General features: G+C 42.6%; 20 protein-coding genes. 7 read left to right on the forward strand and 13 right to left on the reverse strand.

Translation table 11 applies throughout. The annotated features are described in order from the left end of the window. Nucleotides 1–12 precede the first annotated feature (12 nt). The 5 genes from NHH16_RS08630 (at nucleotide 13) to NHH16_RS08650 (ending at nucleotide 5,438) form a co-directional block, all read left to right on the forward strand. Nucleotides 13–1,080, forward strand: coding sequence for a D-alanine--D-alanine ligase family protein (locus NHH16_RS08630; protein ID WP_262069193.1), 1,068 nt, complete (start codon nucleotides 13–15; stop codon nucleotides 1,078–1,080). A gap of 19 nt (nucleotides 1,081–1,099) precedes the next feature. Further along, entirely contained in the window at nucleotides 1,100–2,494 is a 1,395-nt protein-coding gene (locus NHH16_RS08635) for a UDP-N-acetylmuramoyl-tripeptide--D-alanyl-D-alanine ligase (RefSeq protein ID WP_262069194.1), read from the forward strand. A gap of 79 nt (nucleotides 2,495–2,573) precedes the next feature. After that, complete coding sequence (gene aroF / locus NHH16_RS08640) at nucleotides 2,574–3,587, forward strand: 3-deoxy-7-phosphoheptulonate synthase (protein ID WP_262069195.1); 1,014 nt, start codon at nucleotides 2,574–2,576, stop codon at nucleotides 3,585–3,587. Between the two features lie 24 nt (nucleotides 3,588–3,611). Continuing rightward, nucleotides 3,612–4,676: a 3-dehydroquinate synthase gene (gene aroB / locus NHH16_RS08645; RefSeq protein WP_262069196.1), complete on the forward strand. Its 1,065-nt coding sequence runs from the start codon at nucleotides 3,612–3,614 to the stop codon at nucleotides 4,674–4,676. A gap of 15 nt (nucleotides 4,677–4,691) precedes the next feature. Further along, nucleotides 4,692–5,438 (forward strand): SDR family NAD(P)-dependent oxidoreductase, encoded by a 747-nt coding sequence (locus NHH16_RS08650; RefSeq protein ID WP_262069197.1) that lies wholly within the window; start codon nucleotides 4,692–4,694, stop codon nucleotides 5,436–5,438. Nucleotides 5,439–5,493: 55 nt separating this feature from the next. Here the strand turns inward: NHH16_RS08650 and NHH16_RS08655 are convergent, their stop codons facing one another. The 5 genes from NHH16_RS08655 to NHH16_RS08675 all read right to left on the reverse strand — a co-directional run bounded on the left by NHH16_RS08655 (nucleotide 5,494) and on the right by NHH16_RS08675 (nucleotide 8,345). Continuing rightward, nucleotides 5,494–6,054, reverse strand: a complete 561-nt coding sequence (locus NHH16_RS08655; RefSeq protein WP_262069198.1) for an ECF-type riboflavin transporter substrate-binding protein — start codon at nucleotides 6,052–6,054, stop codon at nucleotides 5,494–5,496. Between the two features lie 170 nt (nucleotides 6,055–6,224). Further along, a complete protein-coding gene (locus NHH16_RS08660) occupies nucleotides 6,225–7,349 on the reverse strand; it encodes a tyrosine-type recombinase/integrase (protein ID WP_262069199.1) in 1,125 nt (374 codons plus the stop codon). 168 nt (nucleotides 7,350–7,517) lie between these two features. Continuing rightward, nucleotides 7,518–7,820 carry a hypothetical protein gene (locus NHH16_RS08665; RefSeq protein ID WP_262069200.1) on the reverse strand — a complete coding sequence of 101 codons (303 nt, stop codon included), beginning with the start codon at nucleotides 7,818–7,820 and terminating at the stop codon, nucleotides 7,518–7,520. Then, on the reverse strand, nucleotides 7,807–8,073 hold the full coding sequence (locus NHH16_RS08670; protein WP_262069201.1) for a hypothetical protein: 267 nt from the start codon (nucleotides 8,071–8,073) through the stop codon (nucleotides 7,807–7,809). Before NHH16_RS08670 ends, NHH16_RS08665 begins: the two co-directional genes overlap by 14 nt. Continuing rightward, the gene (locus NHH16_RS08675; protein WP_262069202.1) at nucleotides 8,070–8,345 is read right to left on the reverse strand and encodes a hypothetical protein; all 276 of its coding nucleotides are present in this window, start codon (nucleotides 8,343–8,345) and stop codon (nucleotides 8,070–8,072) included. Before NHH16_RS08675 ends, NHH16_RS08670 begins: the two co-directional genes overlap by 4 nt. A 361-nt stretch (nucleotides 8,346–8,706) precedes the next feature. Here NHH16_RS08675 and NHH16_RS08680 point away from each other — a divergent pair, with 361 nt between their 5' ends. Next, nucleotides 8,707–8,916, forward strand: a complete 210-nt coding sequence (locus NHH16_RS08680; protein WP_262069203.1) for a type II toxin -antitoxin system TacA 1-like antitoxin — start codon at nucleotides 8,707–8,709, stop codon at nucleotides 8,914–8,916. Between the two features lie 1,158 nt (nucleotides 8,917–10,074). On the opposite strand, the gene NHH16_RS08685 is transcribed toward NHH16_RS08680, so the two are convergent. From NHH16_RS08685 to NHH16_RS08720, 8 genes are all read right to left on the reverse strand, one after another. Next, nucleotides 10,075–10,434, reverse strand: coding sequence for a hypothetical protein (locus NHH16_RS08685; RefSeq protein ID WP_262069204.1), 360 nt, complete (start codon nucleotides 10,432–10,434; stop codon nucleotides 10,075–10,077). Beyond that, nucleotides 10,434–10,949, reverse strand: a complete 516-nt coding sequence (locus NHH16_RS08690) for a hypothetical protein (protein WP_262069205.1) — start codon at nucleotides 10,947–10,949, stop codon at nucleotides 10,434–10,436. The genes NHH16_RS08685 and NHH16_RS08690 overlap by 1 nt, the downstream gene beginning before the upstream one ends. Nucleotides 10,950–11,698: 749 nt before the next feature. Further along, nucleotides 11,699–12,562 carry a sigma-70 family RNA polymerase sigma factor gene (locus NHH16_RS08695; RefSeq protein ID WP_262069206.1) on the reverse strand — a complete coding sequence of 288 codons (864 nt, stop codon included), beginning with the start codon at nucleotides 12,560–12,562 and terminating at the stop codon, nucleotides 11,699–11,701. A gap of 177 nt (nucleotides 12,563–12,739) precedes the next feature. Next, on the reverse strand, nucleotides 12,740–13,039 hold the full coding sequence (locus NHH16_RS08700) for a hypothetical protein (RefSeq protein WP_262069207.1): 300 nt from the start codon (nucleotides 13,037–13,039) through the stop codon (nucleotides 12,740–12,742). 827 nt (nucleotides 13,040–13,866) lie between these two features. After that, nucleotides 13,867–14,244 carry a sigma factor gene (locus tag NHH16_RS08705; protein ID WP_262069208.1) on the reverse strand — a complete coding sequence of 126 codons (378 nt, stop codon included), beginning with the start codon at nucleotides 14,242–14,244 and terminating at the stop codon, nucleotides 13,867–13,869. Between the two features lie 108 nt (nucleotides 14,245–14,352). Next, nucleotides 14,353–15,189 carry a hypothetical protein gene (locus NHH16_RS08710; RefSeq protein WP_262069209.1) on the reverse strand — a complete coding sequence of 279 codons (837 nt, stop codon included), beginning with the start codon at nucleotides 15,187–15,189 and terminating at the stop codon, nucleotides 14,353–14,355. Beyond that, a complete protein-coding gene (locus NHH16_RS08715) occupies nucleotides 15,179–15,553 on the reverse strand; it encodes a hypothetical protein (protein WP_262069210.1) in 375 nt (124 codons plus the stop codon). The genes NHH16_RS08710 and NHH16_RS08715 overlap by 11 nt, the downstream gene beginning before the upstream one ends. Before the next feature lies 1 nt (nucleotide 15,554). Next, nucleotides 15,555–15,761, reverse strand: a complete 207-nt coding sequence (locus tag NHH16_RS08720) for a DUF6462 family protein (RefSeq protein ID WP_262069211.1) — start codon at nucleotides 15,759–15,761, stop codon at nucleotides 15,555–15,557. A 157-nt stretch (nucleotides 15,762–15,918) separates the two neighbouring features. On the opposite strand from NHH16_RS08720, the gene NHH16_RS08725 reads away from it, so the two are divergent. Continuing rightward, nucleotides 15,919–16,542, forward strand: coding sequence for a helix-turn-helix domain-containing protein (locus NHH16_RS08725; RefSeq protein ID WP_262069212.1), 624 nt, complete (start codon nucleotides 15,919–15,921; stop codon nucleotides 16,540–16,542). Nucleotides 16,543–16,636 lie beyond the last annotated feature (94 nt).

The raw sequence follows: 16,636 nt of genomic DNA on the forward strand, positions 1-16,636 counted from the left end.
AGCGTGAAAGTTATGAAAATTATTGTATTAGCAGGTGGATTAAGTTTGGAACGAGATGTCTCCTTAACCTCCGGAGCCTCTATCTGTAAAGCCCTTCGCGAGAAAGGGCACGATGCCTTTCTCTTAGATGTGTATCTCGGTCTGGAGTATGACAAGGATAAGTTAACAGAGGTATTCACTCTGCCAGACGGCGGACTGGGAATCAGCGATGGCATCAAGACTACCATCCCCGATCTTAAGGAAGTGGCTTCTAGAAGAGTGGATGACGGCCGAGTTTACTTTGGACCAAATGTCATCGACTTGTGTTCTCTAGCGGACATTACCTTTATGGCCCTTCACGGCTCTGTGGGCGAAAATGGAAAGATTCAGGCCGCCTTTGATTTATTAGGCGTACGCTACACCGGCACCGGCTCCCTTGGCTGCGCCCTTTCTATGGATAAGCTAGTGGCCAAGCAGATCTTTAAGATGTCCGGTGTCCCCACCCCTAGAGGCACCTCTTTAAAATACGAAACCAAGGATACCCCTCTAGAAGAACTGGGCTATTACCTACCGCTGGTCGTCAAGCCTTGCAACAACGGTTCTAGTATCGGCGTCTATATCTGCCACACTAAGGAAGAGTATGAGGCAGCGGTTAAGCAGTCCTTTACCGATTACCCAGAGGATGAAATCATTGTTGAACCCTATATTAAAGGCCGAGAGTTCGCCAGTGCGGTCTTCGGTGGCAAGGCCCTGCCCCTAGTGGAAATCATTCCTAAGGACGAAAGCTTCGACTATGCCAATAAATACCAAACCGGCGGAGCTCAGGAAATCTGCCCACCAGTCTCTATTGACCAGGCAACTTGTGAGAAAATACAACGGGCCTGCGAGCTTGCCTATGAAGTACTTCACATGGAAGTCTATGCAAGAGCCGATTTTATCGTAGATGAAAGTGACGGCGAGATCTACTGCTTCGAGATGAATGCTCTACCAGGCATGACCCCAGCCAGTCTAATTCCGCTAGCCGCTTCTGCTGCTGGCATGGCCTACGGTGACTTCTGCGAAGCGATTATCGAAGAATCTTTAAAGCTCCGCTATCAATAAAAAGAGTGAGGAAAAACACATGAGACACTTTACCTTAAATGCCATAATGAAGGCTTGTGAGGGAACTTTTTCGGGAAATACCGAACGTATCAATGACAACTTTCTAAATACGGAAGTGGACGATATTGTAATCGACAGCCGTAAAGTAAAGCCAGGCGTGGTCTTTGTGGCCATTGACGGCGAAAACGTGGATGCTCACCAATTCATCCCCGAGGCCATCAGCGCCGGGGCACTCCTAGTGATCTCCCACCAGGACTTAGGAACTACCGACTTTCCTTATCTCCTGGTAAAAAATACGGGACAAGCCCTTCTAGATATCGCCAGCGCTTATCGGGACTCTTTTACCGACTTAAAGGTAATCGGCATTACCGGCAGCGTGGGCAAGACCAGCACCAAGGAGATGGTGGCTGCTGTCCTTAGCACCAAGTACCAGGTCCACAAAACCCTAGGGAACTTTAATAATGAATGGGGCCTGCCCTTATCGATTTTTACCTTAAAGGAAGGCGATCAGATCTCCGTTCTGGAGCTAGGGGTCAATCATTTTGGCGAAATGCGCCGACTCTCAAAGGTGGCAGGGCCTGATATCGGTGTAATTACCAATATCGGTATCGCTCATCTAGAGTTCTTTAAAACGAGAGAGGGTATCCTTAAAGAAAAATCTTCTATGCTAGAAGATATCAAGGAAGCCGGACGCATCTTCTTAAACGGCGATGATGATCTCCTTAGACAAATCGCTACCGTTCACGGCACCACTCCTTGCTACTACGGCTTGGAAAAAGGCAACGACCTCTACGCTACCCACGTGGAATCCCTGGGCCTTAGAGGTAGCAAGTGCCTGATGCACCTACCAAATGGCAACGCCTTTTACGTCCATGTTCCGGCTCCCGGTATCCATATGGTAAAAAACGCCATCGTCGCTTGCGGCATCGGCCAAGCCCTAGGACTTAGTACCAAAGAACTAACAGAAGGCGTAAATAGCTTCGTGGCCCTTGCCGGTCGCAACCATCTAATCGATACCGGTAATCTGATTATCTTAGATGACTGCTACAACGCCAATCCGGTGTCCATGAAGGCCTCCCTCGATGTGCTAGCCCTTGGCATCGGTCGCAAAGTCGCCGTCTTAGGGGACATGGGCGAGCTCGGTCCGGAAGAAGCGGCACTTCATGCCGAAGTAGGTGCTTACGCGGCTTCTCTTGGCATCAACCGGATCTACGGCATCGGTCCCTTATCGAAGCATTTAGTGGAAGCTGCTAGAGGCAAGCATAAGCATACGGAAGTTCACTGGTTCCCCGATAAGGATACCTTTATCAACGAAATGAGAAAATATATCGAAATCGGTGACAACGTCCTCGTTAAAGCCTCTCACGGCATGGATTTACCCCAGATTATCGAGGCTTTAAAAAACTTATACTAATGTTGACATCTATTCTCAATTAGAGTAATATTGTCGTTAAACATTTTGATATTGCACACAAGAATAAAGAGGAACAATCATGATTATTGTAATGAAACCAAGAGCGACCAAGGAAGATATTTCTCGGGTCATCAGTAAAGTAGAAAAAAGAGGCTTAGCCACCCATCTAGTAGAAGGTGCGGAAATGTCGATTATCGGCTGTATCGGCGACACCACGAGACTGGACCCTAAGCTTTTTGAAGTAGATGAAGCCGTAGATAAGGTTATGCACGTTCAAGAGCCTTATAAACTGGCCAATAAAGCCTTCCATCCGGAGGCCACCGTTATCGATGTGGACGGAGTGAAAGTCGGAGCCGGCCATCTGGCGCTAATCGCTGGTCCTTGCTCCGTGGAATCCACCGAGCAGGTGCTAGCAATCGCCAAGGAAATCAAAGCTTCTGGCGCCAACATGCTCCGCGGCGGCGCTTTCAAACCGCGAACCTCGCCGTACGCCTTCCAAGGTATGGGACTTGACGGCTTAAAGATTTTGACCGAAGTAAAAAAAGAAGTGGGACTTCCTATTGTCAGCGAGCTTATGTCCGCTGAATACTTAGACGACTTTAACGAGCACGTGGATTTGATTCAAATCGGTGCTAGAAACATGCAGAACTTCGACTTATTAAAGCACTTAGGAGACATCGATAAGCCGATTCTCCTAAAAAGAGGACTAAACGCCACCTATGACGAATGGGTAATGAGCGCTGAATACATTATGGCCTCAGGCAATGAAAATGTGATCCTCTGTGAACGGGGTATCCGTACCTTCGAGACGTACACCCGCAATACCCTAGACTTACAAGCGATTCCCGTCCTACGCAAGATGACCCACTTACCAGTAGTCGTCGATCCAAGCCATGCCGGCGGTCGCTGGTGGTTAGTAGAATCTATGGCGAAAGCGGCCGTAGCCGCTGACTGCGACGGTCTAATGATCGAGGTCCATAACGACCCTGAGAACGCCCTCTGCGACGGTGCTCAGTCACTTAAACCCGCTAAATTTACCGAGCTTGTGGACCAGATTCGCGCCATTGCTAGCGCCACTGGCAAGTCTCTGTAAATCGGCGAAGGAAAAGGAGTCTTTATGGAACTACACGTAGCACTAGGAAAAGATAGCTATCCGATTCAAATTCAAAACACTCTTCTATCTAAGGTAACCCCTTACATAGAAGAGATTTTTTCAGGCAAACGTATCTTCTTAATTAGCGATGACAACGTCTTTCCTCTTTACGGACCCGCTCTTTTAGCCAGCTTAGAAGAGCGCTATCGCTGTCATCACCTGGTTTTAAAAAGCGGCGAACCCACCAAAAGCTTTGAAAGCCTTCCCGGTATTTACGCCCAGCTCGCTAAGGCCAAAATGACCCGTAGCGATCTCATTATCGCCCTAGGCGGTGGGGTCATCGGCGATCTCGTGGGCTTTGCGGCCTCTAGTTACTTACGCGGAGTACCCTTTGTCCAAATTCCCACCTCCTTACTAGCCCAAGTGGATTCTTCTGTAGGCGGTAAAGTAGCCATCGACATCCCTGAGGGCAAGAACTTAGTAGGTGCTTTCTACCAGCCAAAGCTGGTTTTAATTGATCCAGACACCCTCCTTACCCTGCCAGAAAAGTATTTGGGTGACGGCATGGGCGAGGTGATTAAATACGGGCTTATTCGCGAGCCTCAGCTCTTTGAGACCCTTCGGAACCATCAAGGTTTTCACGACCTTAAGGGACTGCAAACAGAAATTATCGGTAACTGTGTGGACTGCAAACGAAAAATCGTGGAAAAAGATCCCTTTGATAAGGGCGAACGGATGCTCCTTAACTTCGGGCACACCCTTGCCCACGCAATCGAGCAATATTACGACTACAAAAGAGAGAGCCACGGCGAAGCTGTCGCTATCGGGATGTACCAGATTACCCGTCTCGCTGAAGAGAAAGGCCTCAGCCCGAAAGGCAGCGCAGCAGCTATTAAAGAGGTGCTCCTCCGTTATGGCCTCCCTTATGAATGTGGTCTTCCCCTAGAAGAGCTAATTGCCACCATCGGTTTGGATAAGAAGAATCTAAATAACGCCCTAAACCTGATTCTGTTAAAGGACATCGGAGAAGCGTATATTTATCCAACTGATGTAAACTTTTTTATTTCTGATACCATTAAAACGATCTAACGAAGGGAATAATCTATGAAACGTTTAGAAAATAAAACCGCTATTGTCACCGGCGCTGGAAAAGGTATCGGACGGGAAATCGCCCTTGCCTTAGCCGCTGAGGGTGCTTACGTCTACAGCATCGCCCGAACCGAAGCCGATCTAAAGGAAACCCTCTCCCAAATTGAGGCTGCCGGCGGACAAGGAGCCTACTACTGTGCAGACTTAACGAAGGAAAAAGAAGTGACAGAAATGGTAGCCTGCGTGCTCGCAAAGCGACAAGCCATCCACATTCTCATCAACAACGCGGGAGGTTATCCTCAGGAAATCTACAAGGATAGAGATACCCAAGCCATCAAATTGTGGGAGTGGCCGATGGAACAGTGGCAACAAATTCTTAAAACCAATCTAAACATTCCCTTCCTGTGCATGAAGCATGTCATTCCGGAAATGATAAAAGCTAGGGCTGGCGAGATTGTCAATATCTCCTCCCGGATGGGACGCATTGCCTCCCAGATGGGCGGTTACGCTGTGGCTAAGGGCGGTATTGTCACCATGACCAAAACCGCTGCCATTCAGACCCAGGAGTACGGCATTCGGGTAAATGCGGTGGCACCAGGCATCCTCGATACCCCAGGACAGCGAGCCTACAACCACTCCGTCGGTCAAGACGGTGTAGCTATGGGAAGCGCCGATTCTGTCGCCAGAGCCTGCGTCTATCTCCTCTGCGACGCCCCGCCGGTAATGACCGGTCAAGTCCTTGACTTATTTACCACTTTATAAAGACAAAAAAAGCTGCTACCAATGGTTTTCTTGGTAACAGCTTTTTTTATTTTATTTAGTCCTCTTTTGATAAACTACCCTTTTGTGATTTGGTCTTACTGTAAATCACCAGCAGAATCGTACCGATTACACCGGCCGAAATGGAGTTAGAGATAAAAGCTACCACTCCCTGTAAGAATACTAGATTCGCCGGCTCTGCGTAAATCACAATATCTAATACTGGCGCTACAACTACCCAGGCCACAAGATTAGAAATAATCTGTACCACATTAAAGCGAATAATATCACTCATTCCAAAGATGCCTTCTTCAATCCGTAGTTTGGGATAAACAAAACCAACACCAAAGCAAGTAATTCCACTAGCGATAACCCAGCTCCACCACGGCGAACCGTAAAGAATCGCGTCCGATAGTGCGTGTCCGATAAAACCAATTAGTCCTCCGGCAATCGGTCCAAACAAGGCGGCAAAGAAAGCGCCAATTCCATAGGCTGTCTTAATATCCGTTTCCTGAATTCCGGTAGGAATCTTAATATACATAAATAAAAGCATAAATAAAGCTGCCCCTAATCCGGTTGCCACAATCGTTCTTGTCTTAAACTCAAATAATTTCTTCATAAGCAATACCTCCTCTTCAATCTTATTCCTTAATTATATCTTATCTTTGGCATAATTTAAAGAAGTTTATCAAAGCCCTACAACCCCCTTTTTACAAGGGTTGTAAGGCTTTAGCTATTTATTGTAGTTTGTCTTTATTCGTTCTGTTTTGGACTTTTTTTGGACTTTTCCTAAAATGCCCCTGCTATTTTCTCCATCTCGTTCGCTTTAGTGTCCGGGAGTACGTGACTATATAAGTCCATTGTCATAGCAAGCGTACTATGCCCTAGTATCGTCTTTAATACCTGGGGTTGCATTCCTGCTTCTATCGCTCTAGTGGCGAATGTATGGCGGAATACGTGGGGCGTTATTCTTTCAAACTCTATTTTATCCGCTCTCATTCGTTTTATAATCACGTCTATTTCTGATTGCATTCTTCTAACGTTTAAAGCCTCTCCTTTTTCTGTACAAAACAAATAGCGGTCTATCTTCTCTACCCTAAAGTTCCAAAACTTTCTTTGCGCTTCCAGTATCTCCAATATTTCACCAGTTAGCGGTATATCTCTTTGTGATGTCTTTGTTTTTGGTGTGTCCTCACAATACTTTTCCTTGCTTCCTTTTTCAGCAACTTTTAACGTCCTTTGAATTTTCAGCACTCTTTTCTTTTTATCAATATCCGAATATTTAAGTCCTCTAGCTTCGCCGCCTCTTATCCCTGTTCGTAACATCAAGGCAAACAAGTTATACAAATAACTGTCTTTAGCATACTTCATGAAAAGCTCTTGCTCTGCTTTTGTCATTACTCGCCTTTCTTTCTTCTCGACTTCCCTTGGCAATTCTGCCAGTAATACCGGGTTACGCTCTATTAAACCATTCCTTAACGCCTGCTTTATAAGACCGCTTAAAAGAGCTGATACGAGCTTTATAGTGCTGATGGAATACCCCTCTTTAAGCAGGTCATTATATACTTTCTGTATATGCTCCCCTCTAATGTCGGTTAGGTATTGCTTGCCTATCCTGTCTTTAATTATGTAAAAGCAATCCTTATAAGTTCTAATCGTCCCCGCTTTCACTCTATTTTCCTTGTATTCCCTTATCCATGTATCAAACCACGCTTCCAAAGTAACCTTTCTTTGTTCTACAAATATGCCATGCTCTAGCTTGTACTTAAGTTCTGTCATTTCCTTTTGGGTGGCGGTAATTGTATCGCCGTGTACTAAGTAACTTGCACCCTTGTACATGAACCGCCCTTCAAAGCCGTCGTATCGCTGCCTTATCCCTTTTGGGAGTTTCCTATTTCTCTTATCAACTGCCATTTTTATATACTCCTTTCATTTGCAAAGGGGCTACAAGACAGTGTATAATCATTGTAGCCCTTGCATTGTGTGTATTGGGTTAGATTTGTTTTACCCCTTTAGAGTTGCCGCTCTTTAGGGGTTTTGTGTTTCTGAAAGTACCGTCTAAATACTTAGCGTTTTCTATCTCTAGTTTATGGGGTTTAATATTTTCCACTGGCTTGGCTCCTTGTTATACTTGGAATTTCGAATAATTGCTTCAACATCTTTTATGAGGACTTGAATATTTGTTAGCCATAACACATCATTTAGGGAAACGCCTTTACTATATACTGGCGGTTTAGAATGGTATGGATAATAATGAAACTCTATCACATTGTCTAAATTATTAAATATAAAGTTGCAGCCTCCTATCTTTTTCGCCTTTACTTTCATTACAAGCTCCAATACCTTTTGTACGGCTTCTGCTTGCTTTTGACTAATAGCGTCCATGCTCTGCACTCCTTTCATTATTCAAAACAGTTTCTAGCACCTTTTGCGCTTCCTCTATGTCCTTTGATATTTTGCTTAAGTAGTCCGCTACTATATCGTTGTGGTTGCCTGCCTTGTCTTGATAATACGCAAGTAATTTTTCGTCTATAATTTCAAAATAGTCCTCTATTAAATAATTCTGTGCAGCCTTCGCCTTATTTACGCTTGATTTAATATCAGTCAATAAGCTATCTAACTCTATTGTTTTTCTCATGCGATTGAAAATCTCCTATTCTCTGTGGCTTTAGTGTACGCTCTATACAAGTTCTCATGCTCTGCTTTAAATGTCTTGCTATCAAACCGATTACCAATAATAGTTTTAAACCTAACAACAAAATCGCCTGCTTGCTGCTCTTCTATGCCTTTGGCTTCCATATCTCGCTTAATCTCTGCTTTCAGCTCTTCCATTTCAGCCTCAATAGCCTTTGCCTGCGCTTCCAGTTCCTTTAGCTTCTTTACTCTGTTAAGAATTGCTCTTTCGCCCATAATGTACCCCTTTCGTTGGTGGCTTTAGCTCCGGTAGGCTTTAAATATCTAGGGCTTTGCCCTTCCCAATCTCCCTTATCCTATCCCGGTATTATGTTTAGTAGTCTTCGGTACGCCTTGCGGCCACTTCGCTTTGCCTTGTTCTTTTGTATCTAAGTACATTATACTGTATATGGTCGCATATATCTATTGACAATAGCCACAGATTTGCTTTTGTATATGGGAGTATATTTGTCTACTTTGTATATGGTCGTATGTATTGATTAGTGATATACTTTTATTGTAAGGTGAAGTGGGCACTTTATACATTACGCCCCCATTCAGAAAGAAAGGGGTAAAACCAACAAAAGGAGCTTAAAACATGGATAACAAAGAAAAGAATACGTATAGAGGCTTTACTGAAGCTCAAAAAATGGCAAATGAGAAATACATGAAACGATTTGTTGAGGTTAAAGTGCGAATGACCCCCGAAAAGCGTGAATTAATTAAAAGTCACGCACAAGCACAAGGCGAAAGCACTACCGCTTTTATCAACCGTGCCATTGACGAAACCATGAAAAGAGATAGTTAGGCATTACCACCAATCAATATTACGGTTGGTGGTTTTTCTATGCCCTCTGAGAGCAGGTTCTCAATAATCTAACAATAATCAAATTGCGGTTTGCTTGCTAACTGCTGCCATTGACTATCAACGTCTTGGGGTAGATGGTATTTTTTTGTAATTACACTTAATTTACCCTGTCACTTTACCGCCTTACTAAGGCAGTTCATTCCCCGTATCACGTTGCTTTTTGCACAGTTTTTGTGTGTCCGTTGCGTGTCAACTTGTAATCACGTTAAACTACAAGCCCTCTAATTACAAGGTTTTGCACCCTGTTAGCTCCCTGTCAGTAATAAGGTGTGGCGTTCTATCCCCCCCCCTTTTATAAAAAAAATGTAGAGTTGGAAACACCTCACCCTCTCCAGTAGAACGACCCTGTAAGCTCTCTCGGCAGAGGGGGGGAGCACCCTTTAGGTAAAGGGATAACAATTCATTATCAATCCTCTAATTCGCTCTAGAAACTACTTTAAAGCCCTTGCCCTAACATTTAACCCTAAGCGCTTTTTAACTTCTCTTTTCCCTATTGTGTATAGCTTTAGACCTTGGAATTGATTTCACGGTGTCGCCTTAGCCTATCCGCACATTCTCTTTAGGGTGTCAGATATATCAGTATGTTCCCGTCATGAATGTCGGGAAGTTCCTTTTCAACTGTCTACAATTTGTGGATAGTTGAAAAGCACCTTTTAGGGGCTCAGATAATGAAGAATACTTCTGCAAGCTCGTTATTTGCGATTTAAGCGATTTAATTCTTTTACCTTAACAGTTCTTCTATATCCGTTCTGTAATGCATAGAATTTTAAATAACGAACACGCAACCACGTTATGCGGTATCACTTACCTTTCGTGCGTTTCAAACAATCGCTCGGCTTGTTTCCAATCGTTCACTTTATGCTCATAATTAAGTAAAAGAAAAGACGTTGTTTAAGAATGCTAATCGCCGCACTACTTCAAACGTCTACCGGCTTTATATTTCAAGTGTTCCTCGCTCACGGCGGCAGTATAAAAAGTTCGCGCGAGAAAAAATGTATAGTGACGGTGTGAAGCTCGCATATAGGCGAGGGGAGGGTGGTACCCCCCCCCTCTCATTAGCCCTTGCACTATGCAGCAATCATTAAAAAATATTTATTATTAATCATTCATTCCGGGAATGTTATCAAGCCATTTTTTTAAACGCTCGTCTTTACGCTCAGTGGCTTGGCTCTTTAATCCTTCCGCTTCGTACCTAGCTATAATCTCAGCTTCATGTCTTTTCAATTCTTCATCAAGTTCCTTATTTTTTTGAGCTTCTCTTTCTTCACGCTCTGAAAGAATAGCCTTAGCGAATAGGTCGTTAATCTCCTCTTGGCTTTCAATCTCCCCATTCAATACGGCTTCCATGCTTGCCTTAAACTCCTCAGAGGCCTTAGCGTCTTTCTCTGCTATGCGCTCTTTTACCGCTTTAGTATCTGTTACAATTTCCGTAAACTCGTTCTTTTTCATTTCCTGCATTATCTTTCTCCTCTTTTCGTGATGATGTCATACATTGGCGTGTCAGCTACCTGTGCGAAAAAGCCCCTAACATAATCTAGCCTAGGCATAGCGTAACCGATAGTTTTCATCAATTCGCTACACTCAGTATCTAAAGCATTTGAACCATTTGCAATTTCTTCAAGTTTCTCCATTAACTTAGCTGCCTCTTGGTACTGCTTGCGGTTTTCCTCTTCTAGGTATGCCTTAATAATAATGCTTGCTTCCTGGGCTTTCTCCTCTGCCATGAGTGGCTCACTTTCAAGATGTGCTATGCGCTTTGTACAGAACTCTTCTAAAGTATTCGCTTCGCCTAGCTTATCCTTTGCCCTTTGGTAATCTTCCACGCTTCCATTTGCCCCTGCTTCTAGTAGGCTATTAGCTTTTTCTATGTCCTGCCTAGCCTCTTCCAACTTGATACGCCATTCCTTGATTTCTTGCGCCCTTTGGGTGCGGCTTTCTGCAATAGCGGTTGTAACTTCTTTAAATGATTTCATCTTTTGTATCTCCTTTTTGATTTTATTTTGTAATATCGACCGGGTTTATTCCCCGTTGGTTCATCTCTTATCCTTAGTGTCATGTCTTTCCTTTCTGTGCTTGCCAGTAGCTCATTAACGTCGTAATATGCGACGGTATTCTTTTATACGGTTTATATCATCCGTTTTGGAAGGTATGCCGTTAAGGGACTAAGCCTAATCTTTGGCTGAGTGTCTAAGGTAGTGAAATGCGACCTTAGAGGGCTAAGCGCAATTTGCGTTGAGCGTCAAGGGTATATATAGACTGCTGCCGTTTTTGGCTTGAGTATGCAGGCTCTAGGTTCTTGCTTTCCAAATCTGAAAAGCGAGTTACATAACCTACTTGTACTCACTTAACCGCACAAGCCTAACGCACTAACCTAGTGCATTAGCTAGGGGCGTCCGTTTCGTTCACTCCCCTACTGTCGAACTTTCGACCGTGAAACCTGTGGATATATCCAATGGTTAATTGCTTTTGAAACCTGTGGTTTATTCCCTACACTTGGCTATATGTCTTTTAACCGTATGTTTTCGTAGGTTCTATGGTGGAAGAGTGTCCGCCAGTACTTTCAGACGTTTTTGTCCAAAAGTCTATACTAGCACTTGCTATAAGCTCCCTGCACCTTAACAATTCCTAACATTGATACGCCACTTTATTCGCCAATAAGCCTTATTCTTTCAACCTTTGCCCTATATGTAATATATGTCAACATTTATCAACATCAATGCCGCTAGTCCATTAACCTAAACGCTGCATACTCTGTTGAGCTAATACCGTTACGCTGAAAAGCTGCAACTCCAATATGTCTATAAGCGTGTGCCGCTAGGTAGTCATCATAGTACGGCCGTAGCTTGTCGCTATGCTTCTTTAGCCTCAGCCTATTAAGCGCCTTTTGTTGCACTACTCTTACACGCTCAATCGTTACACCTATCTGTTCGCCTGTTTCTGCTAGTGTTTTACCTTTCATGTATCTAGCCTTTATAACGTCCTGTTGCTGAATAGGTAGAACCTCTAATAGCTCGCTAACCTCTTCCCTTAATTGTTGCCTATCTCTTTCTTGGGTTGCTAGTTCAATGTCATCTCCAGTATCTGCTATTGAGTCCCCTAGTGTTATGCCACCGTCAAGCCCCGGTATCACTTCATCAAGGCTTTGCTGCCTAAGTGCGACCATATCTTTCTTTAGTTGCATTACCTGCTTAACGCTAATCGCTAGGGCTTTAGCCATTTCATGATTGCTAGGCTCTCGCCCATATTCTCTTTTAAAGGCTTTTTCCTCACTCTGATATTTAAGCGCTAATGTATAAGCGTGTACTGGTACTCTAATATTGTGACCGTTATTCATGATATAACGGCTATAAGTCTGCTTTAACCAAATAGCTAGATAGTGAATAAAGGTAGCCTCTTTAGTTTCATCATACTTTTCTACCGCTTGGCATAATGCAAAATATCCCTCTTGTGTAAGATCTTCTACTTCTGCTAACCCCTTATACTTATTTGCCATCATGATTATAAACTTCTCGCATTGCTTCCAAAGCAAAAGCATTTTATCGCTCGCCCCGGCTTGAATATCTCTAACTAACTCTTCGTTTGACAATATCCCCACTCCTTTATATACTTGGTTTATAAACCTTTGGCAGGGGTTAATAAATGGGCTTGTTTGTCAGTAATGACGGCAGGCTCATTTTATTGCCTACTAGCTATGCGCTCTAGCTGATTAATCTTCATTAGCTCTATCGCCTCTTCCCGGGTAAACCCTTCTTGCTCTATCAGTTCAAGAGAATGCTCTTACTTGCGTATCCATGTACGCTTTCCCTGCCTCTTCACAAGCCCTAGCTTTAGTCAGCTTGTACTCATTACCCCTTAACCGCTCTAGCCCCTCTAAAAACCAATTAAGGATTGCGCTTTTCTCTTTGAGCATTTTATCAAGTATGAAGCTATCTCGCTTATCTGTTGGGATAACGTGTTCACAAGGCATGATTATAAGCCGTTCAAAGATATGACCGCCCTTATCGTCTGTAAAGCTAGGCAGGTTATTGCAAGCAATCGCTATTGCGCCCGGTACCTGGGGCACTCCCCCCCCTGTTTCCAGCAGCTTATTAATGCCGTGGTATTCTTTTATACGGTTTATATCATCCGTTTTGGAAGGTATGCCGTTAAGGGACTAAGCCTAATCTTTGGCTGAGTGTCTAAGGTAGTGAAAGGCGACTTTTAAGGACTAAGCGCAATTTTGCGTTGAACGTCAAGAGTATAGGTAGCCTGCTGCCATTTTTGGCTTTAGTGTGCATAAGCCTAACGCACTAACCTAGTTCACTAGCTAGAGTGTCCGCCATTTTGGGGAAGCTCTAGCCGTTTCTATTTTGACAACACCTAGAGGAATAACAGCTCATTACTTCTTTACCATTGAGCAACTTATTCCTGTTATAGTTATGCGACGTCGCATTCTCTCACTCGACTGCTGCCAGCTCATTCATTAAATCGTCTTTACATTTAGAATTTTCAACGTTTTCTAGTTCCGCCGGCAGAACTGTTCGTTTTGTTGAGGTCAACAAAATCATATATACATTTTTGTTTTTTGGGGACTTTATTCCCGATAATTTACCATCATGGCATTATCTTTCTACACTGCTGCCATTAGCCTATTCATATTCGTATTTGCTATACGTTTCTTGCTCCTTATCAGTTCTAACTTTAATATTCTAATCGAGATGTTAAAAGGCATGAAAACCCTTAGTAGTTCCTAACATTAGAGCGCTTTTCAGTTGGTGACAATTTGTCACCGTTTCATTTCCCTCAGCATTACGCCATTAATATCATTTATTCTTGTAATAGACCACTTCAACGATTGCCTTATATATAAATAATGTCAGCATTTATTAACATCAATCAAGACCGCTTTCGTTATTCGATTGACTTGAACGCTGCATACTCTGTTGAGCTAATACCGTTACGCTGAAAAGCCGCAACTCCAATATGCCTATAAGCGTGTACTGGTACTCGAATATTGTGACTGTTGTTCATGATATAACGGCTATAAGTCTGCTTTAACCAAATAGCTAGATAGTGAATGAAGGTAGCCTCTTTAGTTCCATCATACTTTTCTACCGCTTGGCATAATGCAAAATATCCCTCTTGTGTAAGGTCCTCTACCTCTGCTATTCTCTTGTACTTATTCGCTATCATGATTATGAATTTCTCGCACTGCTGCCATAGTAAAAGCATTTTCTCGCTCGACTGCTGCCCTGTTTGAATATCTCTAACTAATTCTTCGTTTGACAATATCCCCACTCCTTTATATACTTGGTTTATAAACCTTTGGCAGGGGTTAATAAATGGGCTTGTTTGTCTACAATGGCAGCAGGCTCATTTTATTGTTTATTCTCCTCTCTATTCGATTAATTGAGATTCTAATTCGTCTATATTATATTCACGTTCCCGGAACATTTTAGCCGGAGTGTTTGCCACTCCTCTGCCTAACTTCTTTGGTATATTATCATGATAATTTCCATCAAGCACTTTCACCATGTTTTTATCGGTAATGAGCCAATCAAAAGTTGCAGACCAATTACGGTCGTTTTGACCTTTTAGGAAACTACTAGCCTCAGCGGTTTCAAATAGTCTTTTAAAATCTTCAAGTGTATATGATTTCATTCTTGCCTTTATCGCTCTCTTGCGATTATCAGATAATTTAGTTAGACGTGGGAATGATACGCAAGTATCATTATACAAATCAGCTATTTGCTGATAGTCAACTTTCTCTTTTTCTCTACTCTTATCTAATCTATTCTTATCTAATCTACTCTGAGGTTCCGAATTGGTTCCATCTTGGTTACATTTTGGTTCCGAATTGGAATAACTCGACTTACAATCTCCCAAAGTATCTTTTAAAGCGTATTTCCCACCGCATTCAATAAGGCTTTCTTTTTCCTCCGGATACAAGGTTTCTTTATATCTATCCCCCTTGATTTTATTATTATTTATCCTCCAATGGGTTATCACAACAACCCCGGACTCAAGGGCAATTATGAAGTTCCTGCTTACCAACTCTTCAATATCTTCACGACTTGCGCCTATCATTCTTTGTATCTTCTTAGGACTTCCTACAAGGCCATCATCATCAGCCCTTAGACCAAGATGAAAATATAAAGCCTGCGCACTTAGTGGCATATCAATAAAATTATCAGTATCAACTACACCTCGACTGAACATTCTTTTATTCGCCATTAATACCACTCTCCCGAGATATTGATAATTGCCCTTCTGTTTCCTTTAAGATTTTTCTTGCACTTCTTAAAGTTCTTAATATGGTTATGGCTTGACTTTCTAAGTTTTCGCAAAAATCTTTTAGCTCTTTCCTTGTACTTGGCTTAAAATAGCCCCCAGTGGCAGCAGAACATATAATAGCACCGTTTTGACGTTCTCTTGATACTATCGCCCGGAGCTCTCTTTCGCTACACTGTAACGCCTGCATTAACGCCTTGGTTGAAATAGCGTTCTCTTTTCCCAACGGTAATAATGGTTCAATAACAAATGTAAGGTTGCCGCCCTCATTTATATGTACTCGGTTAGATTTGTTTTTACCCCTCATGCTATTTCACCCCCGTCAAAGAATTAAAATATTGGTCTAGCTTTTCTCTGTCCCACAGTACGCGCTTACCAATCTTGATTTTTGCACCGATTTCCTCGCCCAACTTCATAGCGTTATTACGCCCTAAGTTCGTATAGGCTCTTAATTCGTCCGTGTCCATTAATCTCGCATTTGTTGTAATTGCGCTCGCCTTTGTTCTTTCATTCATTTTGTTTTTCTCCTTTTGTTTGTCTTTGTTTAAATGGTTGTTGTAAGTTGCGTATTCGTTTGTTACAATATAATCATAGTGCAACAAAAGTGTGATTTCAATCCATTTGTTACATTTTTTATCTAATGTAACAATAATAATCGGAGGCGTGGAAAATATGAAAGATGTAACAGATATTTTTAGTACAAGAATAAGGGAATTAAGAGGCGAAAGAAAACAAGAGGAAATAGCCTCAAAGATAGGAATATCAAGAGGTTCGTTGAGTTATTATGAGTCGGGAGAAAGAAGACCGGATATAAATATTTTAAATTCTATTGCTGATGTATACGGCGTTTCAACTGATTACTTGTTAGGGCGCTCAGACGTAAAGAGCACTGATATTGAAGACAAAGCTATTTCGGATAAACTCGGCTTGAACAGTTATTCAATAGAATTTTTAGAACATCTCAATGGAAAATCAAAAGATGACCACATATCCGTTGCCAATTATAATAAACTATATAAAAAAACAATTAATGTTATTATCGGCGGCAAAAATTGGATTATAGAGTACTTGACAAGCTACTTGTTTTTTCACTTTTCTCATTTTGGTAGCTGGAGTAGTGGTGAAACTAATTCCCCTATTTCAGACCTTCTTTTATATGACGATAAATTAGATATGACTTTTAGTGAAGATTATGACTTTATTTCTAATGTGTTTTTATTTCAGCTCAATGAGGAATTACGCCAAATGAGGCAAGAAATAAATGAACTAGAAGATATAGACAATTATAGGGGATGAAGTTCTCTGCTTCTCTCTAGAGGTTTTTACACCTACACCTATATCGAGTAGGAGGCGGTGACTAACCGCCGTCCTCTCACAGCACCGTACGTAC

This window comes from Ohessyouella blattaphilus, assembly GCF_024721265.1.
Lineage (GTDB): Bacteria > Bacillota > Clostridia > Lachnospirales > Lachnospiraceae > Aequitasia > Aequitasia blattaphilus_A.